The sequence below is a fragment of the Arthrobacter sp. StoSoilB22 genome (assembly GCF_019977315.1).
GTDB lineage: Bacteria > Actinomycetota > Actinomycetes > Actinomycetales > Micrococcaceae > Arthrobacter.
This window is the reverse complement of sequence record NZ_AP024652.1, coordinates 1,010,728-1,037,608: the sequence shown is the minus strand read 5'-3', so window position 1 is coordinate 1,037,608 and position 26,881 is coordinate 1,010,728. Positions and strand designations below refer to the sequence as shown.

26 protein-coding genes and 1 riboswitch are annotated in these 26,881 nt (G+C 62.1%); of the genes, 7 read left to right on the top strand and 19 right to left on the bottom strand.

Annotated elements, in window-relative coordinates:
• Positions 1-29 precede the first annotated feature (29 nt).
• From gcvH to LDN70_RS05070, 4 genes are all read right to left on the bottom strand, one after another.
• Entirely contained in the window at positions 30-416 is a 387-nt protein-coding gene (gene gcvH, locus LDN70_RS05085) for a glycine cleavage system protein GcvH (RefSeq protein ID WP_090820475.1), read from the bottom strand.
• Between the two features lie 323 nt (positions 417-739).
• Positions 740-1,888 carry a glycine cleavage system aminomethyltransferase GcvT gene (gene gcvT, locus LDN70_RS05080; RefSeq protein ID WP_223941952.1) on the bottom strand — a complete coding sequence of 383 codons (1,149 nt, stop codon included), beginning with the start codon at positions 1,886-1,888 and terminating at the stop codon, positions 740-742.
• Positions 1,889-1,901: 13 nt separating this feature from the next.
• Entirely contained in the window at positions 1,902-4,748 is a 2,847-nt protein-coding gene (gene gcvP, locus LDN70_RS05075; protein ID WP_223941951.1) for an aminomethyl-transferring glycine dehydrogenase, read from the bottom strand.
• 180 nt (positions 4,749-4,928) lie between these two features.
• Positions 4,929-5,026, bottom strand: a riboswitch (glycine riboswitch).
• A 93-nt stretch (positions 5,027-5,119) separates the two neighbouring features.
• A complete protein-coding gene (locus tag LDN70_RS05070; protein WP_105691509.1) occupies positions 5,120-5,659 on the bottom strand; it encodes a TetR/AcrR family transcriptional regulator in 540 nt (179 codons plus the stop codon).
• 73 nt (positions 5,660-5,732) lie between these two features.
• Here LDN70_RS05070 and LDN70_RS05065 point away from each other — a divergent pair, with 73 nt between their 5' ends.
• Complete coding sequence (locus LDN70_RS05065) at positions 5,733-7,283, top strand: MFS transporter (RefSeq protein ID WP_223941950.1); 1,551 nt, start codon at positions 5,733-5,735, stop codon at positions 7,281-7,283.
• A gap of 136 nt (positions 7,284-7,419) precedes the next feature.
• Here LDN70_RS05065 and LDN70_RS05060 read toward each other — a convergent pair whose 3' ends face one another.
• Positions 7,420-8,079: a cyclodeaminase/cyclohydrolase family protein gene (locus LDN70_RS05060; protein WP_223941949.1), complete on the bottom strand. Its 660-nt coding sequence runs from the start codon at positions 8,077-8,079 to the stop codon at positions 7,420-7,422.
• A gap of 90 nt (positions 8,080-8,169) precedes the next feature.
• Here LDN70_RS05060 and LDN70_RS05055 point away from each other — a divergent pair, with 90 nt between their 5' ends.
• Positions 8,170-9,393: an amidohydrolase gene (locus LDN70_RS05055; RefSeq protein ID WP_223942600.1), complete on the top strand. Its 1,224-nt coding sequence runs from the start codon at positions 8,170-8,172 to the stop codon at positions 9,391-9,393.
• 96 nt (positions 9,394-9,489) lie between these two features.
• Here the strand turns inward: LDN70_RS05055 and LDN70_RS05050 are convergent, their stop codons facing one another.
• Positions 9,490-10,497, bottom strand: a complete 1,008-nt coding sequence (locus LDN70_RS05050; RefSeq protein ID WP_223941948.1) for an NAD(P)/FAD-dependent oxidoreductase — start codon at positions 10,495-10,497, stop codon at positions 9,490-9,492.
• A gap of 101 nt (positions 10,498-10,598) precedes the next feature.
• Here LDN70_RS05050 and LDN70_RS05045 point away from each other — a divergent pair, with 101 nt between their 5' ends.
• Complete coding sequence (locus tag LDN70_RS05045) at positions 10,599-11,180, top strand: helix-turn-helix domain-containing protein (protein WP_223941947.1); 582 nt, start codon at positions 10,599-10,601, stop codon at positions 11,178-11,180.
• 31 nt (positions 11,181-11,211) lie between these two features.
• On the opposite strand, the gene LDN70_RS05040 is transcribed toward LDN70_RS05045, so the two are convergent.
• Complete coding sequence (locus tag LDN70_RS05040) at positions 11,212-11,514, bottom strand: helix-turn-helix domain-containing protein (protein WP_223941946.1); 303 nt, start codon at positions 11,512-11,514, stop codon at positions 11,212-11,214.
• Positions 11,515-11,581: 67 nt separating this feature from the next.
• Between LDN70_RS05040 and map the strand changes: the two genes are divergently transcribed.
• The gene (map, locus tag LDN70_RS05035) at positions 11,582-12,361 is read left to right on the top strand and encodes a type I methionyl aminopeptidase (RefSeq protein WP_223941945.1); all 780 of its coding nucleotides are present in this window, start codon (positions 11,582-11,584) and stop codon (positions 12,359-12,361) included.
• Between the two features lie 14 nt (positions 12,362-12,375).
• On the opposite strand, the gene LDN70_RS05030 is transcribed toward map, so the two are convergent.
• Entirely contained in the window at positions 12,376-14,016 is a 1,641-nt protein-coding gene (locus LDN70_RS05030) for an HNH endonuclease (protein ID WP_223941944.1), read from the bottom strand.
• Positions 14,017-14,319: 303 nt separating this feature from the next.
• On the opposite strand from LDN70_RS05030, the gene LDN70_RS05025 reads away from it, so the two are divergent.
• Positions 14,320-14,463 (top strand): hypothetical protein, encoded by a 144-nt coding sequence (locus LDN70_RS05025; protein ID WP_223941943.1) that lies wholly within the window; start codon positions 14,320-14,322, stop codon positions 14,461-14,463.
• 12 nt (positions 14,464-14,475) lie between these two features.
• On the top strand, positions 14,476-16,014 hold the full coding sequence (locus tag LDN70_RS05020; protein WP_142936497.1) for an APC family permease: 1,539 nt from the start codon (positions 14,476-14,478) through the stop codon (positions 16,012-16,014).
• 101 nt (positions 16,015-16,115) lie between these two features.
• On the opposite strand, the gene LDN70_RS05015 is transcribed toward LDN70_RS05020, so the two are convergent.
• From LDN70_RS05015 to LDN70_RS04965, 11 genes are all read right to left on the bottom strand, one after another.
• Complete coding sequence (locus LDN70_RS05015; RefSeq protein ID WP_223941942.1) at positions 16,116-16,661, bottom strand: AMIN-like domain-containing (lipo)protein; 546 nt, start codon at positions 16,659-16,661, stop codon at positions 16,116-16,118.
• 216 nt (positions 16,662-16,877) lie between these two features.
• Entirely contained in the window at positions 16,878-17,180 is a 303-nt protein-coding gene (locus tag LDN70_RS05010) for a DUF4193 domain-containing protein (RefSeq protein WP_024819766.1), read from the bottom strand.
• Between the two features lie 125 nt (positions 17,181-17,305).
• A complete protein-coding gene (locus tag LDN70_RS05005; RefSeq protein WP_142936499.1) occupies positions 17,306-17,533 on the bottom strand; it encodes a hypothetical protein in 228 nt (75 codons plus the stop codon).
• Between the two features lie 64 nt (positions 17,534-17,597).
• The gene (gene lhgD / locus LDN70_RS05000; protein ID WP_223941941.1) at positions 17,598-18,815 is read right to left on the bottom strand and encodes an L-2-hydroxyglutarate dehydrogenase; all 1,218 of its coding nucleotides are present in this window, start codon (positions 18,813-18,815) and stop codon (positions 17,598-17,600) included.
• 163 nt (positions 18,816-18,978) lie between these two features.
• On the bottom strand, positions 18,979-19,470 hold the full coding sequence (locus LDN70_RS04995; RefSeq protein WP_142936501.1) for a DUF805 domain-containing protein: 492 nt from the start codon (positions 19,468-19,470) through the stop codon (positions 18,979-18,981).
• Between the two features lie 210 nt (positions 19,471-19,680).
• On the bottom strand, positions 19,681-21,231 hold the full coding sequence (gene menE, locus LDN70_RS04990) for an o-succinylbenzoate--CoA ligase (protein ID WP_223941940.1): 1,551 nt from the start codon (positions 21,229-21,231) through the stop codon (positions 19,681-19,683).
• 12 nt (positions 21,232-21,243) lie between these two features.
• Positions 21,244-22,569: an MFS transporter gene (locus LDN70_RS04985; RefSeq protein WP_142936503.1), complete on the bottom strand. Its 1,326-nt coding sequence runs from the start codon at positions 22,567-22,569 to the stop codon at positions 21,244-21,246.
• A 56-nt stretch (positions 22,570-22,625) separates the two neighbouring features.
• Positions 22,626-23,081, bottom strand: coding sequence for a MaoC family dehydratase (locus LDN70_RS04980; protein WP_223941939.1), 456 nt, complete (start codon positions 23,079-23,081; stop codon positions 22,626-22,628).
• A 43-nt stretch (positions 23,082-23,124) separates the two neighbouring features.
• Complete coding sequence (locus LDN70_RS04975) at positions 23,125-24,333, bottom strand: acyl-CoA dehydrogenase family protein (protein WP_223941938.1); 1,209 nt, start codon at positions 24,331-24,333, stop codon at positions 23,125-23,127.
• 1 nt (position 24,334) lies between these two features.
• Positions 24,335-25,225 carry an amidohydrolase family protein gene (locus LDN70_RS04970; RefSeq protein ID WP_223941937.1) on the bottom strand — a complete coding sequence of 297 codons (891 nt, stop codon included), beginning with the start codon at positions 25,223-25,225 and terminating at the stop codon, positions 24,335-24,337.
• Positions 25,226-25,227: 2 nt separating this feature from the next.
• Positions 25,228-26,178 (bottom strand): SDR family NAD(P)-dependent oxidoreductase, encoded by a 951-nt coding sequence (locus tag LDN70_RS04965; protein WP_223941936.1) that lies wholly within the window; start codon positions 26,176-26,178, stop codon positions 25,228-25,230.
• Positions 26,179-26,317: 139 nt separating this feature from the next.
• Between LDN70_RS04965 and LDN70_RS04960 the strand changes: the two genes are divergently transcribed.
• Positions 26,318-26,776, top strand: coding sequence for a MarR family winged helix-turn-helix transcriptional regulator (locus tag LDN70_RS04960; RefSeq protein ID WP_142936508.1), 459 nt, complete (start codon positions 26,318-26,320; stop codon positions 26,774-26,776).
• Positions 26,777-26,881: the final 105 nt, after the last annotated feature.

Here is a 26,881-nt window from a genome sequence, read left to right as displayed (position 1 = left end):
CCCCGAATCGGACTCGGTCGGGGTGGGAGTTAGGAGAGGTCTCCGCCATTCTTGGAGGCGTATTCCTCGGCCGAGAGCAACGGGCCCTCGGACTCGGCGGCGACCTTGAACAACCAACCGGCGCCGTAGGGATCGTTGTTGATCAGGGCGGGGTCGGATACAACGGCGTCGTTGATCTCGGTGACCTCACCGGTGACCGGCGAGTACAGGTCAGAGACGGACTTGGTGGACTCAACTTCGCCACAGGTCTCGCCAGCGGTCACCGTGGAGCCAACCTCGGGGAGGTCGACGTACACGATGTCACCCAGTGCGTCGGTGGCAACCTCGGAGATACCAACGGACACGGAGTTCCCGTCTCCGCGTGAAACCCATTCGTGCTCGTCGGAGTACTGAAGTTCGGGCGCTACTTTGGGCATTCTGTTTCCTTTACGTGTAGTGGCTACATCTAATTGTGTCGCGTGTGGGCCGTCTGAGTGGTTGGCCTGGCGGTGTGGCACCGAATTCCTCCGCGTGCTGCTCCTTCGTCGCTTTGACGCACGCTTCTGGAATCCGCTCCCCCACCGCACGGCCACGCGAGTCCGGCCTCCGGCAGCATGCTCCCCACCGTCCCCCTCGCCTCGCAAGCTCGGCCAGGGAACCCGGACGGCGTGGCCCCCGTGGAGCATCGCGTCCGCTCAGCGGGCGCACATGCGACCGAGCATGCAGAGGAGGTCGGACCCGCCGGCCGAAGGCGACTGATTCAGCGAACCCGCTTGTAGAACGGCAGTGCGACCACTTCGAAGGGCTCAGTTTTACCCCGCAGGTCAATGTCCAGCGCGGTACCAAGCTCTGAGTGTTCGACGTCGACATACGCCAACGCTACCGGGTAGCCGAGCGTGGGGCTGGGCTGGCCGGAGGTGACTTCGCCAATCACTGTGCCGTCCTTGAGGACCGGGTAGTGACTGCGTCCGGCACGGCGACCGAGGCCCTTCAGGCCAACGAGTTTCCGTCCGCTGGTGGAGCCGGCGCCGTCGGCCTTCAGTGCAGCCAGTGCGTCCTTGCCGACGAAGTCGCCTTCCTTGGACAATGCCACTACGGGACCGAGTCCTGCTGCGAAGGGGTTGCCTTCACGGGAGAGCTCGTTGCCATAGAGGGGCATTCCGGCTTCGAGACGCAGGGAATCGCGGGAGGCGAGGCCGGCTGGGGTGAGTTCGCCTTCATTCGCGGCAGCCGCAATCGCCTGCCACAGTGCGGCAGCTGATTCGTTGGCCACAAAGATCTCAAAGCCGTCTTCGCCGGTGTATCCGGTGCGGGCGAGCAGCAGGTCTTGCGTGCCGCCGTCGAACGTGAACGGTACTTCCACCGCCGCGTAGTACTTGAGTTCGGTGACCAGTGCGTGCTGTTCGGCGGGCACCAGGCGGAGCAGGATGGCTTCGGCGAGGGGACCCTGCACGGCAATCAGCGAGGTCTCAGCGGAGGCGTCTTCAACTACGACGTCAAAACCGGCGGCGCGCTCCTGCAGCGCGGACGCCACAACCGCAGCGTTGCCTGCGTTCGGTACCACCAGGAATTTGTCCGAGCCTTCTTCGGTAGAGGCCCGGCGGTAGACGATCAGGTCATCGATGATGCCGCCGTCTTCCTGGCAGATCAGCGAGTACTTGGCCTTGCCGACGGCCATGGCGGAGATCTTGCCTACCAAGGCGTAGTCCAGGAACGCGGCGGCCTCGGGACCGGTGACCCAGACTTCGCCCATGTGGGAGAGGTCGAAGAGGCCTGCGGCCTTGCGGACGGCGTGGTGCTCGGCCAGTTCGGACGAGTACTTGAGGGGCATCTGCCAGCCCCCGAAGTCGGTGAAGGACGCGCCGAGCTTCTTGTTCTCTTCGTAAAGGGCTGTGTATTTCTCAGTCATTTTCCGGAACCCCTTAGTTTTCGAAGTCTTCGATTGGCGGGCAGGAGCAGACCAGATTGCGGTCGCCAGCTGCGCCGTCGATGCGACCCACCGGCGGGAAGTATTTGTCCTGCTTCAGGTGGTGGACCGGGAAGGCGGCCTGCTCACGCGGGTAGGAACGGTCCCAATCGGAACTTACGACGGCGGCAGCCGTGTGGGGTGCGCGGCGGAGCGGGGAATCCTGCACGGAGAAGTCGCCGTGGGCAACCTGGTCGATCTCGGCACGGATGGCGATCATGGCTTCGATGAAGCGGTCGATCTCCGCAAGGTCCTCGGACTCGGTGGGCTCCACCATGAGCGTTCCCGCTACCGGGAAGGCCAGGGTGGGTGCGTGGAAGCCGAAGTCGATGAGGCGCTTGGCAACGTCCTCAGCGGTGACGCCGGTCTTGGCTGTCAGTTCACGGAGGTCGAGGATGCACTCGTGGGCAACAAGTCCGCCTTCGCCGGTGTAGAGGACCGGGAAGTACTCGTTGAGGCGTGAAGCGATGTAGTTCGCAGCGAGCAACGCGGACTTGGTGGCTTCGGTGAGACCCTGGCCGCCCATGAGCTTCACGTACGCCCAGGAAATCGGCAGAACGCCGGCAGAACCGAAACGGGATGCGGAAATCGGGACGTCGTTGCCCTCAGTCCAAGACGCGGCATCACCGGGCATGAACGGCGCCAGGTGTGCCTTCGCCGCTACCGGGCCAACGCCCGGTCCACCACCACCGTGCGGGATGCAGAAGGTCTTGTGCAGGTTCAGGTGGGACACGTCGCCGCCGAACTTGCCCGGCTGGGCCAAGCCAACCAGCGCGTTGAGGTTGGCGCCGTCGATGTACACCTGGCCGCCGGCCTCGTGGATGGCGTCGCAGACTTCGCGGACGTCGGCGTCGTACACACCGTGCGTGGACGGGTAAGTGATCATGATGGCGGAGAGAGCGTCGCGGTTAGCTTCGATCTTGTTCTTGAGGTCAACGTGATCGATGGTGCCATCCGGAGCGGTGGCAACAACCACTACCTTCATGCCGGCGAGCACTGCCGAGGCAGCGTTGGTGCCGTGCGCGGAAGCAGGAATGAGGCACACGTTGCGCTGATCATCGCCATTGGACAGGTGGTAGCCGCGGATGGCCAGGAGGCCAGCGAGCTCACCCTGCGAACCGGCATTCGGCTGGATGGACACCTGGTCGTAGCCGGTGATCTCAGTCAGCTGCGCTTCGAGGTCGGTGATGAGATCACGCCAACCCTCGGTCTGCGAATCCGGAGCGAACGGGTGGATCGAGGCGAATTCCGGCCAGGAGATGGCTTCCATCTCTGCCGTGGCGTTGAGCTTCATGGTGCAGGAGCCCAGCGGAATCATGGTGCGGTCCAGCGCGAGGTCGCGGTCAGAGAGCTTGCGGATGTAGCGCAGTAGCTGGGTTTCGGAGCGGTGCGTGTTAAACACCGGGTGCTGCATGAAATCGCTGGTGCGCTCCACGGAGGATTCCAGGGCGAAGCCTTCAGCGGTTTCGGTTACCGAAGCACCAAAGACTTCAAGGAGACCGCCGACAATCTCAGATGTAGTGGTCTCGTCAACAGACATACCCACGGTGTCAGCATCAATGCCGCGGAGGTTAATGCCTTTGGCCTCAGCGGCGGCCACGATCTCCGCAGCCTTACCGGGGACGCGGACGGTGATGGTGTCGAAGAAGGAACCGTGGAGGACCTCGACGCCGGCCGCCTTCAGGGACGCTGCAAGGGTACGGGCGTGACCGTGCGCGGTCTCCGCGATCGCTTTCAGGCCTTCAGGGCCGTGGTAAACGGCGTACATGGAGGCCACGATGGCCAGCAATGCCTGTGCCGTACAGATGTTGGAGGTGGCCTTCTCGCGGCGGATGTGCTGCTCGCGGGTCTGCAGCGCCAAGCGGTAGGCGGGGACACCGGCGTCGTCCTTGGAAACGCCCACCAGACGGCCGGGCATGGAACGCTCCAGCCCCTTCTGGACGGCCATGTACGCAGCGTGCGGGCCGCCGAAGAACAGCGGAACGCCCAGGCGCTGTGCGGAACCAACAGCGATGTCGGCGCCCTGCTCACCGGGAGGGGTGATGAGCGTAAGGGAGAGGAGATCGGCAGCCACGGTGACCAGTGCGCCGCGTTCCTTGGCTGCGGCGATGACCTCGGAGTGGTCAAAGACGCGGCCGGAGACGCCGGGCTGCTGCAGGACAACACCGTTAATGGTGCCTTCCGGGAGACCAAGCGAGAGGTCAGCAACCTCAACCTCAAAGCCAAGCGCTTCCGCGCGGCCCTTCACGATCGCGATGGTCTGCGGCAGGCAGTCGGCGTCAAGGACGGTCTTGCCATCCTGGGCAGCTTTGTTCTTGTTGGCGCGGCGCATCATCAGGACGGCCTCGGCCACGGCAGTTGCTTCGTCCAGCAGGGAGGCGTTGGCGATCGGCAGGCCAACCAGGTCCTGGACCATGGTCTGGAAGTTGAGGAGCGCTTCGAGGCGGCCCTGCGAGATTTCCGGCTGGTAGGGGGTGTAGGCGGTGTACCAAGCCGGAGATTCCAGGATGTTGCGGCGGATCACCGGCGGCGTCACGGTGTCGTAGTAGCCCTGGCCGATCATCTGAACGGCAGTCTTGTTCTTGGAGGCGAGCTTGCGGAGCTCGGCAAGAACCTCAACTTCGCTCAGGGCGTTTTGCAGGGTGAGCGCAACATCCTGGCGGATATCGTTCGGGACGGCGGTGTCGACCAGCGAATCGACGGTGTCGTAGCCGATGGACTTGAGCATGGTCTCAATGTCGGCCTGGCGGCGGGCGCCGATATGCCGATCGACGAAGGTGGTGGAGGCAGAACTAACCGTCACGAAGGAACTCCATTACTTGGGCGGCGTTTGGGTACGCCACAGCGGCTGGGTTCCTCCCCGCTCTGTATTGGACCTGAGAGTTTCCGCGCGTTGCGTGAACAACCATCGCTTGCACCGTCGGTGAGCACAGTACCCGTTCGCCCGTGGATAGGCTGAGTACCTGCTGCTTTCCAGAGTTGCCTCGCCGCGGCGGTGCGTGGGCCTGAGAGATTCCTGGGGAGGGTTTGCTCCTACGGCGCCTGCATCACTTGCCTGCAGGACTCTCCCGCCGCAGATCAAAGGCATGTTCAATTGTGTATGGGCACCATGTAGGGCACGCCACAAGAGTTAATTGTCCTACGCTCGGGCCTCAGCAGCAAATGGATGAGCTGCTACTTCCGCAGGCGTTCAAGGACCCCCAGAAGGATTTCGACGTCGGCCTCCCGCCCGGCATTGCCGCCCTCCTGGCCGCCTTCAAAGATCGCGTTGAAATAGAGTCCGTCGCCCATATAGCTGACAGCCTTGGCAACCTCGGGTCCGACGTCTTCTGCCAGCACGTCAAGCCACCGCTGTTGAATTGCGGCAAACCTGCGGCGGGTTTCCTCGTGAGCCACCTCAGCCAGCCTGGTAGCGGCGACGAATGCCCGGTCCATGGGCGTATCTGCCCAGAGAGAGGACCTGATGAAGTATGCCGCTGAACCATCCGGCGCCGCCTTCATGAGTTCAGTATCTTCATCGGCCAGCAGGTCCAGGCGCTCCAAAAGGGCCGTAATCAGCGCTTCCTTGTTGGGGAAGTGGTAGAGCAGTCCGCCTTTGGACACCCCTGCGCGCTTGGCGACGGCGTCTAGTGTGGCAGCCCGCTCCCCTACTTCTATGAGGAGGGCTTCAAAGGCATCCAGGACGGCGTCCCGGGCAATTGGTTTTCGTGGCATGTATCCATCATTCCCTAAAGGTTCATGGGGGCTATAGTTGAAACTGTACCGTCTGGACGGTATAGTTGAATCCATGTTCTCGCCGTCCTCAACCCAAGCACCCCGTTCCGCTCACCCCGTCAAGGGCCAAGCGGCACCGTGGCGCGACTGGACGGCCTTGGCACTCCTGATGTTTCCGGTGCTGCTGGTGGCCGTCGACAACACCGCGCTCACCTTTGCCTTGCCGGAGATTGCCCGCTCCCTGAATGTCGGAGGCGTGCAGTTGCTGTGGATTGTTGATGCGTACCCGCTGGTCCTCGCAGCACTGCTCGTCTCCATGGGCAACTTGGGCGACAGGATCGGACGACGGCGGCTGCTGCTGATCGGCAGCACGGGCTTCGCGGCGGTGTCGGCTGCTACAGCATTCGCGCCGTCCGCTGAATGGCTGATCGCCGGGCGCGCCGGTCTTGGTGTCTTCGGCGCCATGTTGATGCCGTCCACGTTGTCCTTGATCCGGAACATCTTCACCGACCCCAACCGTCGCCGCTTGGCGATCGCTGTCTGGGCAGCCGGGTTCTCCGGTGGCGCCGCCCTTGGCCCGATCTTTGGCGGCTGGCTGGTGGAGCACTTCTGGTGGGGCGCCGTCTTCCTGGTTGCAGCATTCCTACTCCTCCCCCTGCTGGCTTTCGGCCGGGTCCTGATTCCGGAGTCCAAGGACTCCAACCCGGGACGTGTGGATGTGCGCAGCATCGTTCTGTCCGTCGTCACCATGGCGCCGTTCGTATACGGGATCAAAGAATTCGCGGTTCATGGTTTCGGAGCCTCCGCAGCAGCCTTCATGGGCTTCGGCGTGGTGATGGGCATCCTGTTCGTGCGTCGCCAGCAGCGGATCGAGAACCCCATGTTGGATGTTGCCTTGTTCAAGAACAAGGTGTTCAGCACGGCCATCGTGGCGAACGTGCTGTCCCTGTTCTCCATGACGGGCTTCATCTACTTCTTCGCCCAGCACCTGCAACTTGTTGAGGGCCAGTCCCCTATGGAGGCCGGTATCGCCATGATTCCCGCCCTCCTGGCCACGGTCATCGCCGGACTACTGGTGGTGCCATTGGTCAAGCGCGTGCGGCCAGGGTTCGTTGTGGCCGCAGGCCTGACGCTCAGCGCTGTGGGTTATCTGATCGTCGTAGTGGGCGATCACGGCAGCGGCCCCGTGTTCCTGTTGTCGGCGCTCACCGTGTTGGCCGTGGGGGTTGGCGCGGCGGAGACGATCTCCAATGACCTCATCCTGGCATCGGTGCCGGCCGACAAATCCGGCGCAGCCTCGGCCATCTCCGAGACCGGCTACGAGCTGGGGTCGCTCCTGGGAACGGCAGTACTTGGCTCCATCCTCACGGCGTCCTACCAGCACAACCTGATCATGCCGGACGGCATCTCCGAGCAGGCCGCCGGGAATTCCGGTGAAACCCTCGCCGGTGCTGTTGATGCGGCGGGCGCTCTTCCGGCTCCATTGTCGGAGGCGCTCACACATGCCGCCCGGACAGCTTTCGAGTCCGGCGTCCACATCACTGCGGCGATTGGGCTGGTACTGATGGCCGGCGCGGCAGTGCTCGCCGCCGTCGTGCTCCGGCGTGTGCCGAAGGCGCAGTAATAGGCAGAGCGCCGAAGGCGCAGTAATAGGCAGAGCGCCGAAGGCGCAGTAATAGGCAGAGCGCCGAAGGCGCAGTAATGCCGTTGTGAGGCCCGCTCTGCATGGTTCCGTAGGGACTTGCCATGCAAACCGGGCCTCACAAGGCTTCGGTCGGCGCCGCTTTCTTGTCGACGCCGGCAGTCAGTTGGTCGATTCTGTCGAGGGCTTCGCTGAGCTGGCTGACGGTGTTCCACAAGTCCGGGTGTTGTTCCCTGACTTCCTGCAGCGTGGCGCCGGCGGAGGTCAGGGATGCGAGGTCGAAGCTTACGTTGGTTCGGGCCCCGGCTATGGCTGCCCGGAGTGCCCCGAAACCCACTACGACGTCGGCGATCAGCGCAGGATTTCCGTTGGCGGCGAGCCACCCGAGGTCTTCAGTGGCATCAATGGCCCGCTCCCCGAGCACCGCTGATGCCTTAGCGGCATCGACGGAGGCTTGATGGATGGCCTTCTCGCGTTCAGGTCCGGGATCCAGGCGGAAAGCGGCGCCGAAGGCATTGGAAGCGGAAGCGTCGTCATCGGCTAGTTGCAGGGCAGTTTGCCGGAGTTTGAGGGCACGGGAGTGAATGCCGTCGAGCTGTTGGTGCTGCGACTTTTCCGGCTCGGTATATCCGGCCACCATGGACGTCAACGACGCCGCGATGGAGAGCATCACCCCGGTTCCAGCACCGCCTCCCGGGGACCCGCTGGATTCTGCCAGCGCCTTGGTCCACTCCTCAACAGTGGACAGCTGTGTGGTGACTGATTCGGAATGGTTCATGCCCTCCAGTGTGCCGGGGCTTCCCAGACTTTGCATTTATGGGCTGGATACACTGGCCAAACTATGGCGTCGAACGAAAAGGGCAAACTCATGACCATTGACCTCGAAGAGCTTTACAAAGACCTGCACGCCAACCCCGAACTGTCCTTTCAGGAGACCCGAACAGCCGGGATCGCTGCGGGACATCTTGAAGATCTTGGCTTCACCGTTCATCGCAATATCGGAAAGACCGGCGTTGTTGGTGTTCTGGACAATGGGCCCGGGCCGGTGGTGATGCTCCGGGCTGACATGGATGCGTTGCCGGTCAAGGAAACAACGGGTTTGGACTACGCAAGCACTGCGATGGGTGTTGATCATGAGGGCAAAGACATGCCTGTCATGCACGCCTGCGGCCATGACGTGCATGTGAGCTGCCTAGTAGGCGCGGCGGAGGTTCTGGCGGGCCGGCGTGATGAGTGGCAGGGCACCCTGATCGCCCTCTTCCAGCCGGCCGAGGAATGGGGCGGCGGGGCAGCAACCATGGTTGCCGACGGGCTGTATAACGTGGTGCCGAAACCAGATATCGTCTTGGGCCAACATGTTGCCCCGTTCCCCGCCGGCTGGTTCGGCATCCGGCCCGGCGTCACCATGGCGTCCGCCGATTCCCTCAACATCACCCTGCACGGACGAGGTGGCCACGGATCGCGTCCGGAGACCACTGTTGACCCGGTGCTGATGGCAGCTGCAACCACCGTGCGGTTGCAGGGCATTGTGTCGCGTGAGCTCGCCGCCAGTGACTCCGCGGTGGTGACTGTTGGGCAGATTCATTCAGGAACCAAGAACAACATCATCCCCGAAACAGCAACTCTAGGCCTGAGCGTCCGCACCTTTAGCGATGCCACCAGGAACAAGATCCTCGGTTCCATTGAGCGCATTGCCAAGAGTGAATCCACAGCTTCAGGCGCGCCCAAGGACCCTGAGATCAAGTTTGAAGAGCATTTCCCGCTGACCGTCAACGACCAAGCTGCGACCGACAGGGTGTCCGCTGCCTTCAAAGCAAAGTTCGGCGAGGCACAGATCATGGACCCTGGCCCGGTGTCCGGAAGCGAAGACGTTGGAGCCCTGGCGAAGGCCGCCGGAGCTCCACTGGTTTTCTGGTTCCTGGGTGGCGCCGAACCTGCCCTGTTCAAGGAGTTCGCCACAACAGGTCGGCTTCCGGAGGACATTCCCTCTAATCACTCGCCGTACTTTGCTCCCGTCATTGAGCCGACGCTGGCTCGCGGAACCGAAGCGCTGGTGACGGCTGCCCGGGAATTCCTGACGTCTACATCGTAGGGTGCAGGAGCCTTACTACGGCCCACTCGAACAAGGAAAGGCGCTGCATGCGCAGCGCCTTTCCTTGTCGAATTTCGATTCGGTCCGGGATTCCTATCAGCGGGATACAGCCGACTTGCGCGCATCCTCAACAGCCCGATTGGTCTCCTCCATTATGAGATCTGCGTTGATTGCGGCTCCTGACATGACACCTGCGGCTGCGGAGGCCATCACCTGGCCCATGAGGTCGGTGACGTTTCCTGCAGCGTAGACACCCGGCACTGACGTGGCACCACCCATTGGATTGACCTCTACGTGGCTTCCCACCCCCATGGGGTGCTCCACCGTGGGGACGCCCAAGGATTCCAGCACGGCAGACCTGGCCTCCAACCGTGGGGCGGTGACTACAGCTTCCACTGGGATGGTGGTTCCCGATGCCAGGATGACACCCGCCAAAGCGTCGTCAGTTACTTGGAGGGCCTGGACTTTGCCGTCCACTACGGTGATGGAACGGGCAGCCAACTGCTCCCATTGTTCTTCCGTCGGCTCCACCACGTCATTGAGGAACAAGGTGATGTTGGAACTCCATTGGCGGAACAGCAACGCCTGGTGCAATGCCATCGGCCCTGACCCCAGGATCCCGATCGCTTTGTTCCGGACTTCCCAGCCGTGGCAATAGGGGCAGTGCAGGACATCTTTGCCCCACCGCCCACGAAGGCCTTGCACGTCCGGGAGTATGTCCACCAGTCCGGTGGTGACCAGCAAACGGCGGGCTCTCACCGTTCGTCCGTCTGCCAGATCCACCTCGAAGGTGGGTTCGGATCCGTTCGCAGGGCCGGCCGTCGAGCGTGCCCCGACTACGATGCCGGACACGATGTCCACTCCGTACTGGATCGCCTCCGCGCGTCCGAGTTCCAGCAGTTCCTTGGGATTGATTCCGTCCCGCGACAGGAATCCGTGCACCCCGGCCGCGGGAGCATTTCGCGGCTCGCCGGCGTCGATGACGAGGACGGACCGTAAGGCCCTGCCGAGGGTCAGCGCGGCACTCAAGCCAGCCGCGCCACCTCCCACCACTACGACGTCATACTCGTCCACCGTTCCGAAGTTCTCGATTTCCGTACCCACAAGTGCCTCCGCGCATCCACCGGCCCTGCGCCGCTTCTTCCATGGTTTGCCAGAAGGCAAGAAACAGCAAGGAAGTTTGCCAATATGGCAAACTGGGGAACATGGCTACCGATTTCAGCACCATGCTCGACGCCGTCGGCCCTCGCCTGCGCGCCATGAGGACCCAACGCAACGTGACCCTTACTGAAGCTTCGGAAGTAACAGGCATCTCCGTGAGCACGCTCTCCCGGCTGGAGTCAGGTCAACGCAAACCGACCTTGGAGTTTCTTCTCCCCATTGCGCGGCTGTATCAGGTCCCCTTGGAAGAGCTTATTGATGCCCCCGAAACGGGCGATCCCCGCATTCATCTCAAGCCGCACGTTCACGAGTGGGGAACGGCCGTTCCCCTCACGCGACGTCCTGGCGGCATCCAGGCCTTCAAGATGGTCCTCAGGGGTGGCACGGGCAAGGAGACTCCCACACCGCAATCACATGAGGGCTACGACTGGGTGTATATCCTCAACGGCAAGCTCAGATTGGTCCTAGGCGAGAACGACTTTGTCCTGAAACCGGGCGAGGTGGCGGAATTTGATACCCGCACACCACACTGGTTTGCCAGCGCCACCAAAGAGCCGGTGGAGCTTCTCACTCTCTTCGGGCAGCAGGGCGAACGGCTCCACGTCCGGGCACGACCCAAGCGCTGAGGCGCGCAACACTGGCAGCTCAGCACTCAGGCTACGAAGCCAACCATTCGCGGGCGCTCCGACGTCGGCTGTCCGGCTCAATGGCACGCTCCGGCTGATTGATCTCCGCCCAGACCTCATCGAGGGATAGTCCCAGAACCTCGGCGATCGCAGCAACAGTGGGGAACGCGGGCGTCGCAACCCGCCCTGATTCGATCTTTCGAAGCGTTTCGGGCGACACTCGAGCATCCAGAGCCGTTTCCAGCATGGAGCGTTCACCCCGCGCTCGACGCAAGAGAGCTCCGAGGCGTTGTCCGCGCTCGGCCTCTGCGGGTGTAAGCGGCAACCTGACCATGGATCCAATTGTAATACCGGGATAATATGGCCGGGATAGTTATTGGTTGCTACATGAAAGGTCCCGCATGATCGAGATCCTGAGCCACTCAGAACTAGGCCGGGCCAAGGAAGCCGGCGCCCTGGTCGCCAACATTTTGCACACGCTGAAGGGCCGCGCAACGGTGGGAACGAATCTCCTGGACATCGACAGGTGGGCCAAGAGCATGATCCTCGAGGCCGGGGCCGTCTCCTGCTATGTGGACTACGCCCCATCCTTCGGTCGCGGACCATTCGGGCACTACATCTGCACCGGCGTCAATGATGCCGTCCTGCACGGGTTACCCACGGATTACAAGCTGGCCGAGGGCGACCTCCTGACCCTGGATCTGGCCGTTTTGAAGGACGGAATCGCAGCCGACTCTGCCATCAGCTTCATCGTTGGCGAGTCCAGGCCGGCTGAGAGTGTGGCCATGATCGAAGCAACCGAACGTGCCTTGCTCGCAGGCATTGAGGCCGCCCGGCCGGGCGCTCGAATCGGCGACCTCTCCTATGCCATCGGCTCAGTCCTCAGCGAAGCCGGATACCCCGTCAACACCGAGTTCGGAGGCCACGGCATCGGCTCAACCATGCACCAGGAGCCGCACGTTCCGAACATGGGCCGCCCCGGCCGAGGGTACAAGCTACGGCCAGGACTCCTACTGGCCTTGGAGCCCTGGGTGATGGCCAACACCTCCCAACTGGTCACCGACGCCGATGGCTGGACGCTCCGCAGTGCGACCGGTTGCCGCACTGCCCACAGCGAGCACACCATCGCCATCACCGAAGACGGCGCCGAGATTCTAACCGTGCCCACCGTGGCTGCTTAGACGCTGGCCCAAGGTTAGATTCCCGCCATGCGCGGTTTCAGCTGGCCGCTGGATCCACATTCCGCGCCTTCAGCAGGCAAAGGTTCCGACTGCTGACCCGACGACGAGCGAGCCACATCCACAGCACACTCATTCGACATTGCTACAGGTGGCGCGGATTGTAACGGCTGGGCGCGGACATGCCCCGGCAGTGGAGGCGCCTTGGATACATAGGCGTGGCCTGTGGGTGTGCTGATTTGGAGCGTGTGGCCGCCTTGTTTGTCCCCGGTCACGATTTTGCTGTTCCAGCCGGTGTTTTCTTTGGTGTGATTGCAGGCTTCGCAGAGTCCTGCGCCGTTGTTAGGTGTGGTGGTTCCGCCGGAGCGCCAGGGGAGCACATGGTCGATGTGCCGGATGGGCGCGTCGCAGTAGGGGGTGCGGCAGGTGTCGTCCCGGGCTTCGATGAATCGTCGGAGACGGGGTGGGAAGAGTCGGGCTGTGGAGTCCATGTTCAGGAGTTCGCCCGTTCCGGGTGCGGTGTAGAGCCGCCGCAGCCACACGGTGAAGTCGCGGTCCGGAACTGGTGAGCCTTCCCGGCCGGTCGCCAAACCACTTGCTTCGTCTTCCTGGCCGGTCGCCAAACCACTGGCCTTGTCTGCCTGATGTTCACCACCCTGACGTTTACTACCCTGAGGTTCACGAAGTAGTTTCCGTGCCCACTGGGCCGGGACGATTCCATAGCCTTTGAGCCGGGCCGGTTCGCTGTCTGCCTGAAACAGGGTCCGGTCCGTCATCACGAGATCGAGGTTGATGCCCGCGGCCCCGCCCGGGGTTCCGGTAACGCGTTCGACCAGGGTGTCAGCCATGACCTGGCCGCGGGAACGGGAGTCACCGCCGGCCCGGGCAGTATCAGCCTCACGGGTCAGGGCCGCATACGCCGCGACGCCTTGGGCGACTGGCAGGAGGGCGGTCAGGTAGGTCATGGTGTCCGGGGCGGGTCGCAGGCTCACTGTCCGCTCGGTGGCTGCGTGACTGGCGCGTTGGGCCACCGAACGGGGATCACGACGATACGCGGCAGCCTTGACCGCGGCGATGATTGCCCGGTCGCCCTTGCCTTCGAAGGTCCCGGTGTCCGGGGCGAGTTCCTCATCCACCGCGCACCGGTCCTCCACGGACAGGCACGCTGTTTCCTTCACCAGCAGCATGGCCCGCCACTCATTGAGCTGGCCCGATTCCAGGGCGGCCAGGGTGCGGGGCATCTCCGTCACCAACGCCCTCGCCAAGCCCAACAACCGAGAACCCTTATTGGGAGACTCCCTCCGAGCCAACGCCACCTGCGCCCCGACACCCTGACCCTGCTCGGACGCAGGAACACCAGCAGCGGCCTGCTCGGCCCGCTGCGCATGATCAAAGGCCACAGCAGCCCGCGCCTGCAGGCCGGTGATGGCGGACTTCAGCTCCTCCAACCCCCGGAGCTGATCAATCAGCTCGCCACTGGAGCCGGCAAGCGGAACAGAGCCAAGGAGCGCAATGAGGTCAGACACCCGGGGCGATGAATAGCCTGGCAGAAGCCCCGCGGCAGGGAGTGCGGAGTAGGAGTGCCCGGGTAGAGCTTCCCAGGCGCGCCCGAGCTCATCATCGTGTGACGGCGTCTGCGTGGCCCGGATCTGCTCCATGCCCCAACTCTTCCAGCACGCAGCAAGCGCTATAAGACCACAACTCCCGTATGTGGAAACCAGGGCCTATGTGGAAAACAGGGCCCGTGCGGAAAACACCCCGCAGCAAGCCCAACACCCACGTCACCAGACACCCACCCCCGGACCCCGGGATACCCAGAGACCCGGACCCCAAAGTACCCATAGACCAGTCACATATGAACGTCATTCATTTCAGGTCTTGCGCCCGAGCGTGACTCACGACATACTAAATGAACACTATTCATTTAGTGACTGTCGTCTCACCGGAGTACCAATCACACCATGATCGAACTGACGCGCCTGGATGGCCCGGCCCCCAACGCCACGGCACGCCCGGCCCCCAACGCCACGGCGCCCACGGCACCCTCGGCCCTCAGGGGCGGCAGCATACTCCGCAGCACCAAGCAACAACTTTCGGCCATCTAGAAAGGGCCTCACATGAGCCAGACAATCCGACGCAGCGGCAGTGAAGCCGCGAAGTCGCATGACATCAGCGGCAAGGGACTGAAGACGGGGCAGTTGGGGCTCCTCGCCGTCGTCGTTCTTGGCATCTCCACCATCGCCCCGGCGTACACCCTCACCGGTGCGCTTGGCCCAACTGTCAACGAAGTCGGGCTGCAATTGCCTGTCATCTTCCTGATCGGGTTCATCCCGATGATCCTGGTGTCCTTGGCGTACCGGGAACTCAATGCAGACTCCCCCGACAGCGGCACCACCTTCACATGGGTAACCAAAGCGTTCGGACCGTGGGTTGGCTGGATGGGCGGCTGGGGTTTGCTGGCCGCCAACATCATTGTTCTGTCCAACCTGGCGGGCGTGGCCGTGGACTTTTTCTACCTGTTCCTCGCACAGGCCACGGGTTCACCCGAGCTCGCAGACCTCGCTTCGAACAAGCTGCTCAACGTTGCCACGTGCTTCGTTTTCGTGGCACTTGCTGTCTGGATCAGCTACCGCGGCCTCCACACCACCAAGATTGTCCAGTACGGCCTGGTGGGATTCCAGCTGCTGGTCCTTGGCCTGTTCGTCGCCATGGCGTTCGCTAACTGGTCCACCTCCGAAACTGCTGTGCCCTTCAGCTGGGACTGGTTCGACGTCACCAAGATCGAGACGTTCGGCCAGATCGCAGCCGGTATCTCATTGTCGATCTTCGTCTACTGGGGCTGGGATGTATGCCTGACCGTCAACGAGGAAACGGCCAACGGTAAGAAGACCGCGGGCCTGGCAGGCACGCTGACAGCGGTGATCGTCCTGGGCATCTACCTCCTGGTCACCATTGCCACCATGATGTTCGCAGGCGTCGGCGATACCGGGATCGGCCTGAACAACGAGGAAAACCACGCCAACGTCTTCACCGCACTCGCATCACCGGTCATGGGTCCGTTCGCCATCCTCATGTCCCTCGCTGTGCTCTCCAGCTCAGCGGCGTCCCTGCAGTCCACGTTCACCTCGCCTTCACGCAGCCTGTTGGCCATGGCGCATTACGGCGCCCTGCCGGAGCGCTTCAGTCACATGAGCAAGAAGTTCTCGACGCCGGGCTTCGCCACCATAGCGGCTGGCGTCCTGTCTGCGGGCTTCTACGCGGTGATGCACGTGATCAGTGAAAACGTCCTGAACGACACCATTCTGGCCCTTGGCCTGATGATCTGCTTCTACTACGGACTCACGGCCATCGCCTGTGTCTGGTACTTCCGCAACAGCGTGTTCTCCAGCGCCAGGAATTTCTTCCTGCGACTCGTCTGCCCGCTGCTGGGTGGCGTCGGCCTGTTCGTCGTGTTCCTGCAGACTGCCGTGGACAGCTGGGCTCCCGAGTTCGGCAGTGGCTCGGAGATCTTCGGGGTGGGGCTCGTATTCGTCCTGGGCATCGGCATCCTGGCTTTGGGCGTAGTGGTCATGTTGATCATGTCCCGTGTTCGGCCCGGGTTCTTCCGTGGCGAGACCATCCGAAAGGACACGCCGGCTCTGGTGGTGCCGGAGTAGGCCCGCCTTCCGCGGAGTTCGTGGGAAAGCTGCCAGTTCGCCGGAAATGTCCCGCGAATTGGCAGCTTTCCCGCGATCTGGGCACTTCAGCGCCCCGTCAATCACCAACGATGCGCCACGTCCACTACCAGGCGAGAACCGCCGTCGGGCCCGTCCAGGGTGAAGACCCGGAACGGAAGACGTGCACGGACGCCCAGCCCAATGCTGGTGGTGCCCTCAAAGCTGCCCGCGTAAACCACCTGCCGGAAGGTCTGGTAACCGGAGACGTTGGACAATTCGGCCTTGGCTGCCGGCACATAAGTCGGCTGGTTGTACTGGTTGTACGACGGCGCCGTGACCATCACTTGGAGATCAGCATCCCCCAGCACCGGGATGGGGTAGCCGGTGGCATCCTGGGTCACTACAGGAACGTACTGAACGACGTAGCCGGCCACCTTACCTGTCATGTCGATCACCAGGCGGTCGTAGCAGGGCTGTTGCCCGGTGCGAACGTTGGTGACACTGGCGGAGCTCATGTCGAGGTCTGCCTTGGCCATGGAACCCCACGAGATACCGCAATATGTTACTGCCGAGGCTGGCCCCGGCGCCACCAGACCGAGACCGGCAGCTGCCATGACCGCTGCCAAACCCGCTCCAAATTTCCTCATTTTTTGTGCCCCCTTCAGGCGAAGTTGATACTTCAACAGTAGGAGCGCAGCAGGGTGTTTGGGCGGGTTGTGGCCGCTTCGGGGCGCAACCGTTAAGTGGACGCAGCGGTGGTCACAAGAGGGTTATTGTCGGGCAGTATTTTGGGCATTGGGCGGCCGTGCAGGGGGTGCTCGCGCCCATATTCGTAACCGAAGATAACGAGACCTTGGCGTTATTTAGCCTTCGCAGTCCTTACAGAACTTAAGACCGTTCTTTTCCAATGCAATCTGGGACCTGTGACGGACCAGGAAACAGGAGCCGCACGTGAATTCGTCGGACTGCTCCGGGACCACAATAACTGTCAGTTCTTCACCGGAAAGATCTGCTCCGGGCAGGTCGATTCCTTCGGCGGTATCGTTTTCCTCGACGTCGATGACCGCAGTCTGCGCAGTGTTTCCTCGGGATGCCTGAAGGGCCTCAAGCGACTCGGCGGGAGACTCTTCTTCTGTCTTGCGCGGGGCATCGTAATCAGTAGCCATTGAGCTTCGCTTTCGTTGCTGCATAGTGCCTCTTCCGGCACCTCAGTGAAGCAGTTTAGGGCATATCTGAGGAGATCAGCGAAAAGTGTGCCCAACGCGACATTCTGCAGCATTCCGAGCGGCTTCTAGGACTCTGAACGCACCCTTGCGGCGTGCGTTTGGATGGCCTGAGCACTGGCAACCGTGACGCCGCTGAGGGCAGGTAGCCATGACAAATCACTCATGCTCCCCGGGCCACCTGCACCCTGTTCCTCCGCCGACGGGCCAGTGCAATCCAGGACGTACGCTGCCTCAATCCAGGCCGCTATGGTGGTGCCGACTGAACTGGCAAGCGAAGCTAGTGATCCGATCATGCGGCAACGGTATCCAGCCCGCGTTTGGCGGCCGTTTCCGTTGGATCACCAGTTTGTTAACTCCTCAGTCCCGCAAAGCCTTCTCCACGATGTACTCCGCTATGGCCATGGACGAAGTAGCCCCGGGAGAAGGTGCGTTGCGCACCAAGACCGTGTCCCGGCGTCGTGCGATGACAAAGTCGTCCACCAGCGAACCGTCACCGTTCATGGCCTGCGCGCGCACGCCCCGGGTGCCCGGAAGAATGGTGGCGCCTTCCAGCGACGGCACAAAGCGCACGGCCTCGCGGATGAACTTTTTCTTGCTCACTACGGTCTGGAATTCACGAACAGCTGACGGCACATTCTGCCTGGCAAATTTCCAGAATCCAGGAAACAGCGTGTAGTTCAGTACGTCGCGGGCATTCACCTCATTCCACGAGTAAGACTCACGGCCGAAGGAGATGAATGCATTTGGACCGAGCATCATTTCACCGTCGATGCGTTTGGTGAGGTGGACACCGAGGAAGGGGTGTTTTGGGTCCGGCACCGGGTAAATCAGCCCGCGAACTTGATCCCGGGCCTCCTCACCCAGCAGGAAGTACTGCCCAAAGAACGGCACGATCCTTGGGGTAGCCGGTTCACCCGTCGCTTCGGCCACGCGATCCGATTGAAGGCCCGCGCACACCACCACGAGGTCGTAATGTTCGCCGCCATCCCTGGTACTGACCACCACGCCGCTGTGCTGTTGCTCAAGCCTGGTAACTTCCTGCCTGAGCCGGATGCTTCCGCCCGAACTACGGACGTCGTCGGCGAGCGCGTTGGTGATAGCCGTGTAGTCAACGATCGCCGTTTCCGGCGAGTGAAGAGCGGAAAGCCCGACGGCGTTCGGCTCCACCTCGCGTAGCTGCTCGCCCCGCAGCACCCTTGCGCCCGGGACCCCGTTGGCCGTGGCACGGGCGAAAATCTTGTCCAAGCGATCCGATTCCTCGGGTGTCTGGGCAATGACCAACTTGCCGCACGCCTCATAGGGCAGGTTCTTCATGGCGCAGAATTCCTGCAGCAGCTCCACTCCCCTGCGACACAGTTTTGCTTTCAGCCCGCCGGGTTCGTAGTACAGGCCTGCGTGCACCACCCCCGAGTTGTGTCCGGTCTGGTGTGCTGCGAGCCGGTCTTCCTTTTCGTAGACGGTGACCTGGACGCCCTCGAGCCTGTTGGTCAGTTCCCTCGCCACTGCAATGCCGATGATCCCGCCACCCACCACGGCGCAGCGTTTGATGGTTCTTAGGCGTGGAGGGTGGGGCATGGCAGTCCTCGTCTTTGGGTGGGCCCGAATCAGTCACAGCATGTCACGCGTGCCGCTTTTAGGGCACGTGACGCCCGAAAATTGTCCGAAGAAGGGCATGAAAAAGGGCGGCACGCGAGGTGCCGCCCTTTTCTGTGAAACGAATTACTTGCTATGTGGCTGACTATGCAGTCGGCTGATCAAAACGCTGGCCGGCCGGGTTGGACGGCAGGAGCGCGAAGACCAGGATGGCAAGTCCACCCACGAACGGGATGAGCCCGAGAAGGGCCAGCCAGCCGCTGAAGTTGCCATCGTGGAGACGACGAACCAGCAGGGCGATGGACGGGATAAGGACCGCCAGGTAGAACACGGAGATCAGAATGATGCCCACCACGGCTCCCGGGCCGGGAACCGTGCCGCTGCTGGTGGTGGTGGATCCGGCTGCGCCGAGAATGCCGGTGAGGAGCTGCAGGACAAAGCCAACCACGCCCAAGGCAAGGGCGACCCACCAGTATTCGCTGCGGCTCGCGCGGCCACTGAATGCGGTGTATTTCTTGAAGAAACGCTTGACGGCCGCGCCGATCGGAGCGCCGTAATAAGGTGCCCACAGCGGCGGTTCGCCGGCTTGGACGCCGTACTGCTCGGTTTGCTGAGGTTGTTGCGGGTAACTGGTCATTGGTATATCCCCCGGGTTAGGTGAGTCGTGATGAAGCTTCGTGCTCAGTGTGTGAGTCGTGCCTATCGTAATGCCCTTACACCGAATTAGGCAGTTCGATGGAGGAAATTAACCCGGATTTAGCTTGGTAACGCAATATTTCGTCGGTGCGGCTTTCCATGCAACAGCATATTCTTTGCCACGACAGGTGCCATTGAATACGGTCAAGCGTCACTGAGCGTAGTGCTTGCGGAGGTCCATCTTCCGGATCTTCCCGCTGGCGGTTCGTGGCATCTCCTCAACGAATACCACGGACTTGGGGATTTTGTACCGTGCCAACCGGCCCTCCAGATGCGAGCGCAGTTGCTCTTCGGTCAGGGACGCACCGTCGCGCAATGTGATGATCGCCCTGGGCACTTCTCCCCATTTGTTGTCATCCATGCCGATCACGGCCACACTCCCCACGGCCGGTAATTCTGCGATGGCAGCTTCCACCTCAGCCGGGTAGATGTTCTCCCCTCCGGAAATGATCATGTCGTTGATGCGGTCCGAAACGAACAAGAAGCCTTCTGCGTCTTGGTAGCCCATATCGCCGGAGCGGAACCAAGAGGACTCGGAATAACTCTCGGCGGTTGCTTCGGGCCGGTTCCAGTACTCCTTAATCACGTTGGGTCCGGAGATTTGGATCTCCCCCACGGCGCCAACTGCAGCAAGACCACCCAGTGGATCGGCAATCCGCACATCAGTGAAGAAGTGCGGAAGCCCGGCGGAGCCGGCCTTTTCCTTGGACCTCGATACCGGCAACATGGTGGCCCCGGGCGCGGTTTCGGTCATGCCATAGCAGCTGGTGAAACCTATGCCGCGCCGCTCATACGCATCCAGCACCCGCTGCGGAACGGCGGAACCGCCGCAGGTGAGCTTGTCCAGGGAGCTGAGATCCGCCGTCGACCATCTGGGATGGTCACAGAGCATCTGGAAGGTGGTGGGGACGCCGTTGAGTGTGGTGACCTTGTGGTGCTCCACCAGCTCCAGTACACGGCCGGCGTCGAACTTGGCTTCAAGCACCACGGTGGCACCCTTGAGCAGCATGGGAAGCAAGCCCATATCAAGGGATGCCACGTGGAACAGTGGCGAGATCATGAGCGCTACGTCGTTGCGGTTCAGGTCCATGTCCACCACCGTGTTGATGCAGTTCCAGGTGATGTTGCCGTGTGTCAGCAAAGCACCCTTGGGCTTGCCGGTGGTGCCGGAGGTGTAGAGGATCATGGCGCCGTCTTCCAACGTCACGGTTTCATCCAGCGTCGCCGCGGTTGCAGCGTCAAGCACCTCACCATAGTGCTCGACGCCGGATGGCGCCTTAAGAGCGGAACCGTCAGTCTCGTCGTCGGACGCCACTACAAGGCGGTGGGTCACGTCAGTGTCGATGCAGGACGCGGCGGCAACGTCCTCCAACGATGCCGCGCTGATCAGGAGCCGCGCACCGGAGTCCTGCAGTTGAAACTGCAGCTCCGGGGCAGCCAAGCGGGTGTTCAACGGGACGAAGATGGCGCCCAGCAGCCCGCAGGCGAAGAACGTCTCCACAAAGGACGGGTGATTCTCACCGAGGTAAGCCACCCTGTCCCCCTTGGTCACGCCCCTGTCCTTAAGGGCGTTGGCCAGGCGATCGGTCCGTTCTGCGAGTTCCGCGTAGCTCACAGTGTGCTCACCGGAAATGATGGCAGTTTTGGTACCGGACTTGATCCGGCGCCGGTGCAGCCAGGATCCAACTCCGTTGTTGTCCATGGTGCGGTACTCCTAACTGACCGTAGAGAGGTCGTTGTTCTTAGACTCCCGCGTCAGCAGGATGAAGACAATCGATACCAGCGACATGACGGACAGGAACACCACCACGGGAACGATGCTCTGGCCGGCGTCCTTGTAGAGGCTCGCCACAATGCCGGGTGTGAAGCCCGCGCCAATCAGTGTTGCCAACTGGTAGCCGACGGCTGCGCCGGTATAGCGGTTAGTGGTGCCGAACTGCTCGGACACGAACGCGGCCAGCGGACCATAGAGGGACGAATGCAGAACCAGCGCCACAGTGAAGGCCAGGAAGACCACAGCGATGTTGCCGGAACTCAGCATCCCGAACATGGGGAACAAGTAAAGGATGAACAGGGCCAGGCCGGTGACCATGACCGGACGGCGGCCGAAGCGATCCGAGAGCCTACCGCCCAAAAGGACGAACAGGATGGAGATGGCTGAGGCGCCCGCGAAGGCATAGAGCACACCTTGTTGTGGTGCTCCCTTGGACACTGCATAGGTGACGGAGAACGTGGGCAGCACTACTTGGAGGCCGAAGCCGGCAGCACCGGCAAACATGATCATGATGAGTGCCTTGGGACGCTTCAGCACTTCCAGCAGCGGGATCTTGCGCTTGGTGTCCTGGGCGCTTTCCTTGGCCACGGCCTCGGCAAAGATTGGGCTTTCGGAGACCCTGAGCCGGACGAACATGCCGACTATCAGGAGTACGAAGGACAACAGGAATGGAACTCGCCAGCCCCAGGCCAGGAATGCATCCTGGGGAAGTGCGGAGAAAATGCCCATGACAACGGTGCCGAGGACTGCGCCCGTCGGGGCACCGGCATTGACGAACGATGCCGCGAACCCGCGACGTTTGGGATCCGAATGCTCCAGGGCCATGAGCGCTGCCCCGCCCCATTCACCGCCCACAGCGATTCCCTGGCAAACACGCAAGACCACCAGGATCACGGCGCCCCAAGGACCAATGACGTTGGCTCCCGGGATTAGACCAATCAACGTCGAAGCGATGCCCATCATGGCCATGGACACGATCAGCATGCCCTTGCGGCCAATGCGGTCACCGAAGTGCCCGAAGATGATACCGCCCAGAGGCCGGGCAACATAACCCGCCGCGAACGTGGCATAAGCCGCGACCACGCCCACCCACTCATCTGTACCGGCGAAGAACACTTTGGGAAAGGCAACCGCTGCCGCAGTTGCGTACAGCAGGAAGTCGTAGAACTCGATGGTGCTGCCCAGATAGCTGGACATGATGACCGTGCGCGCCTCTTTGCGCTTAGCGGCCGTGCTCGACTGTGCGAGCGCAGTGTGTCCTGACATGGCTGTTCCTTGGGAGAGGAGGGAAAGGGGTGGATGTCTACTTGTAGAAGCGGTTCCTACTTGTAGAAACGGGCGAGGAACTCGGCGACGACGGCGGGGCGTTCCTGGCCTTCGATTTCGATGGTGGCGTTGACCTTGATCTGGGCGCCGCCCTTGACTTCGCTGACTTCGGCGATGCTGCCGTTCATGCGGACCTTTGCGCCCACCTTCACCGGGGAGGTAAAGCGGACTTTGTCCAGACCGTAGTTGACCTTGGTGGTGACGCCCTCGACGTCGAAGAGCTCGCCCCAGAACGGAATGATCAGTGACAGGGTAAGGAAGCCGTGCGCGATGGGAGCGCCGAACGGGCCATCCTTGGCGCGTTCGGGATCAGTGTGAATCCACTGCTGATCGTCGGTTGCGTCAGCGAACAGGTTGATCTGCTGCTGGGTGACTTCGCGGTAGTCGGTGGTGCCGAGATCCTTGCCGGACATGGTGAGCAGGGTGTCGAAATCGACGACGAGATTGGGCATCTTTGCCTCCTGGTTGTGGGTGTTGTGGTTCTCTCAGTGGGTGTTAGCGCGTGAAGGCGCTGTCGCCGGTGAGGGCGCGGCCGACAATGAGGGCGTTGATTTCGTGCGTGCCTTCGTACGAATAGACAGCTTCCGCGTCGGCATGGAAACGCGCGACGTCGGCGGCGAGGGTTATGCCGTTGCCGCCCACCACTTCGCGGGCCAAGGCGACGGTTTCGCGCATCATCAAAGACGTCTGCATCTTGGCCAGGGCCGAGTCCTGGTCCCGATAGATCCCCCAGCTCTGCTGCTCGGTCAACCGCACCACCAACGACAAGCTGGCAGTGATGTTGCCGAGCATGCGTGCCAGCTTTTCCTGGACCAGCTGGAACGACCCCAGGGAACGGCCGAACTGTTGGCGTTCCTTGACGTAGGCCAGCGCTGCTTCGAACGCGCCGGACTGGATGCCGGTGGCGATCCAGGCAACGTCCGATCGCATCGCCCGCAGCATGGCGGCCACGTCCTTGAACGAGTTCACGTTGTGCAGGCGCATTGCCTCGGATACGCGAACATTGTCCAGGGTGATGTGAGCGTTTTGCATCATCCGCAGCGAGGTCTTACCGTGGATCTTCTCCAAGCTGACCCCTGCGGCGGTCCTGTCCACGAGGAATGCCTTGACCTGTCCGTCCGCGACGTCGCGGGCGAACACGCACAACACATCCGCCGTTGAGGCGCCCCCAATCCACCGCTTGGCCCCGTCCAGAACCCAGCTGCCGCCGTCGTCCTCCGTCCCCGGGTTTGGTTCGAAGCGTGCGGTGGTGGAAAGCCCGCCGGCGATGTCCGAGCCGTGCTCCGGTTCTGTCAGCGAGAAGACGCCCTTGAGTGAGAAATCGATGACCTTGGGCATCCACTCCTTCTGCTGTGCCTCGGAGGCTCCCACCTGGATGGCGGTCCGGAACAAACCGGCTTGTGCCGTGTACCACGTTGCCAACGAGGCATCAGTGCGGGCCAGTTCGAAGATCCGGAAGCCTTGGTAAATCCCTCGGGCTGGAGCCTCAAAGGGTTCCATCAGATCCAAGTCGATCAACGGTCCGGCCAACTGCTCGGGGAACTCTCCGCGCTCCCAGTACTCGGCCAGCAACGGCGTGGCTTCAGCGTCCAAGAAGGTCCGCAGGCGTCCAAGGACCTGACGTTCCTCCGTGCTGAGGAGTGCTTCAGCGTCGTACCAATCTGCCACCGTGTACAGCCTCTGATCCACAACACTCACGCTCATCTCAACCACCCAGTCCCAGCAGCTTGACCGCGTTGTCCTTCAGGATCTTCGGCCGAACCTCGTCCTTCAGCGGCAGGTCCGCGAACGCACCCAACCACTTCTGCGGGGTAATCAGCGGAAAGTCCGTGCCGAACAGCACCTTGTCCTGCAGCACTGAATTGGACAGTCGAACCAAGGATTCCGGGAAGTACTTCGGTGACCAGCCAGAGAGGTCGATGAAAACGTTGGACTTGTGCGTCGCGATCGAGTTCGCCTCGTCCTGCCACGGCACCGACGGGTGGGCCATGATGATCTTCAGGCCCGGGAAATCTGCCGCCACGGCGTCGAGCAGGAGCGGATTGGAGAACGCGAGCTTGATCCCGTACCCGCCGGGAAGACCTGCCCCCATGCCGTTTTGACCGGTGTGGAAAATGCAAGGAAGTCCCAGCTCCTGGAGCGTTTCCCACAGTGGATAAAACGTCTCGTTGGACGGATCAAAACCCTGCAGCGACGGGTGGAACTTGAAACCGCGGGCACCGAGCTCAACAGCCTGATGCTTTGCCCCGGCGATCGCGTCCTCCCCCGTCCGCGGGTCAACACTGCCGAACGGAATCAGCACATCATTGTTCCGGGCAGCGCCCTCGATCAGTTCCGGGATGCTGTTGGGCTCGTGCTTGAGCTGGGTGCGGGCGTCAACAGTGAACACGACGGCGGCCATGTTCAGTTCGCGGTACACCTCGGCGATCCGATCCAGCGATGGCGTGCGGTCCTCGGACTTGAAGTACTTCGCCGACGCTTCCGTCAACGCTTCCGGGAGTGAGCCGTGCCCACAGCTGTCCACTTCGAGGTGGACGTGCATGTCTATCGCATCCAGCGCAGCCGCGTCGATGCCCAGTTCATAGCGGTCGGCCATGATCAGCGGGCCTGTGAAGGTACAGCCACCGATTCGGGCTGCAATTCCGCGGGCAACGGCAGGAATTCCTCACCGTAGCTCTGCAAAGTTTCTCGGCCAAACAGAGAGCCGGCATTCTCTTGAAGGGCCTCATAGCTCCAGCCGCCCTCGCGGTACTCGGTGGTTGCCGCCGTCGGGTGCGTCCATACCTGCAGCCGGTCACCGCCGGCACCAATTGCTTGGCCGGTCACTCCTGCAGCCTCATCAGAGGCGAGGAACGCAATCAGCCCGGCGACGTCGTCGGCCGTTCCAAAACCGAGATCATGGCGGAAGAAGGACGGCATGGCCTCGCCACGTTCCTCCGCCTCCACGGCCTTCTGGAAATACGGGACCGTCTTGGTCATGGCCGTTGCCGCCACGGGGATCACGGAGTTCACCGTCACGCCGGCCTTTTTCATTTCCAGCGCCCACGTCCGGACCATGCCCACAATGCCGGCCTTGGCAGCGGCATAGTTGCTCTGCCCGAAGTTGCCGCGCTGGCCCGTCGGTGAACCAATGGTGATGATGCGGCCGGCGATGTTGTTTTGCTTGAAGTACGCGAATGCCTCACGGACGCAGGTGAACGTGCCCTTCAGGTGGACGTTGATGACCAGGTCAAAATCCTCGTCGGTCATCTTTAGCAGGCTCTTGTCCCGCAGGATTCCGGCATTCGTCACCAGAATGTCCAGCCGACCGAACGCTTCAACGGCACCGGCCACCAAAGCCTTCGCAGCATCCGTCGAACCCACCGGAACCACCACGGCGGTGGCCCGGCCGCCGTCGGCCTCAATCTGCGCAACAGCCTCCGCAGCAGTCCCGGCGTTCACGTCATTAATCACGACGGCGGCACCCTGGCGGGCGAGTTCCCTCGCGTAAGCGAGTCCAAGACCCTGTCCACTCCCGGTGACGATTGCAACCTTGCCGTTCAAGCTCATGCCGTGCTCCTTCGCATGCAGTAACCGGCCGGAGCCGGTGAGGCCGATCCCACTGCGTCGTGAGATCCTTGTCATGATCAATGAGAATACGGATCATTGAAAAAGTCAACGATTGTTTTTCATTACTATTGGAGTTGTCATGGGCCCGCAAAGCACCGAAGTGGAAACCCCGCGCCTCGCCGCAGCAAAAATCGGCAGCGATGTGGGCCTGTTGCTGGCCAAACTGCACGCCACAGGATCACTGCTCAACAACAAAGCCCTGGCCGACTACGGCCTCCGCGAGCGATCATTCTCCGTGCTGACACTCGCATGCAGCGGCTTGGAACCCACCCAACGCGAGCTCGCCGATTTCCTTAGCCTGGATCCGAGCCAAGTTGTCAGCCTGGTGGACGATCTGGAGCACCGCGGACTGGTCAAACGAGCCCAAGGCAAGCAGGACCGCCGGGCAAAGATCATCGTCTCCACCACTGAGGGCCGCCGGATCCACAACAAAGCGCGGGCCGGGCTCGAAGAGTGTGAGCGGACGCAGCTCGCGGCACTCAGCGAGGAAGAGAACACGCAGCTGAGGGCGCTGTTGAAGAAGGCACTGTGGGGCTAGGCTCGGGGCCGCACACCTGAACCGCGGCGGCTCGATGGACATCTGCACAGCAGCCCCCGGCTACCGTATGCATCTGTCCATATCAGCATCCGGCCGCTTCTGTCA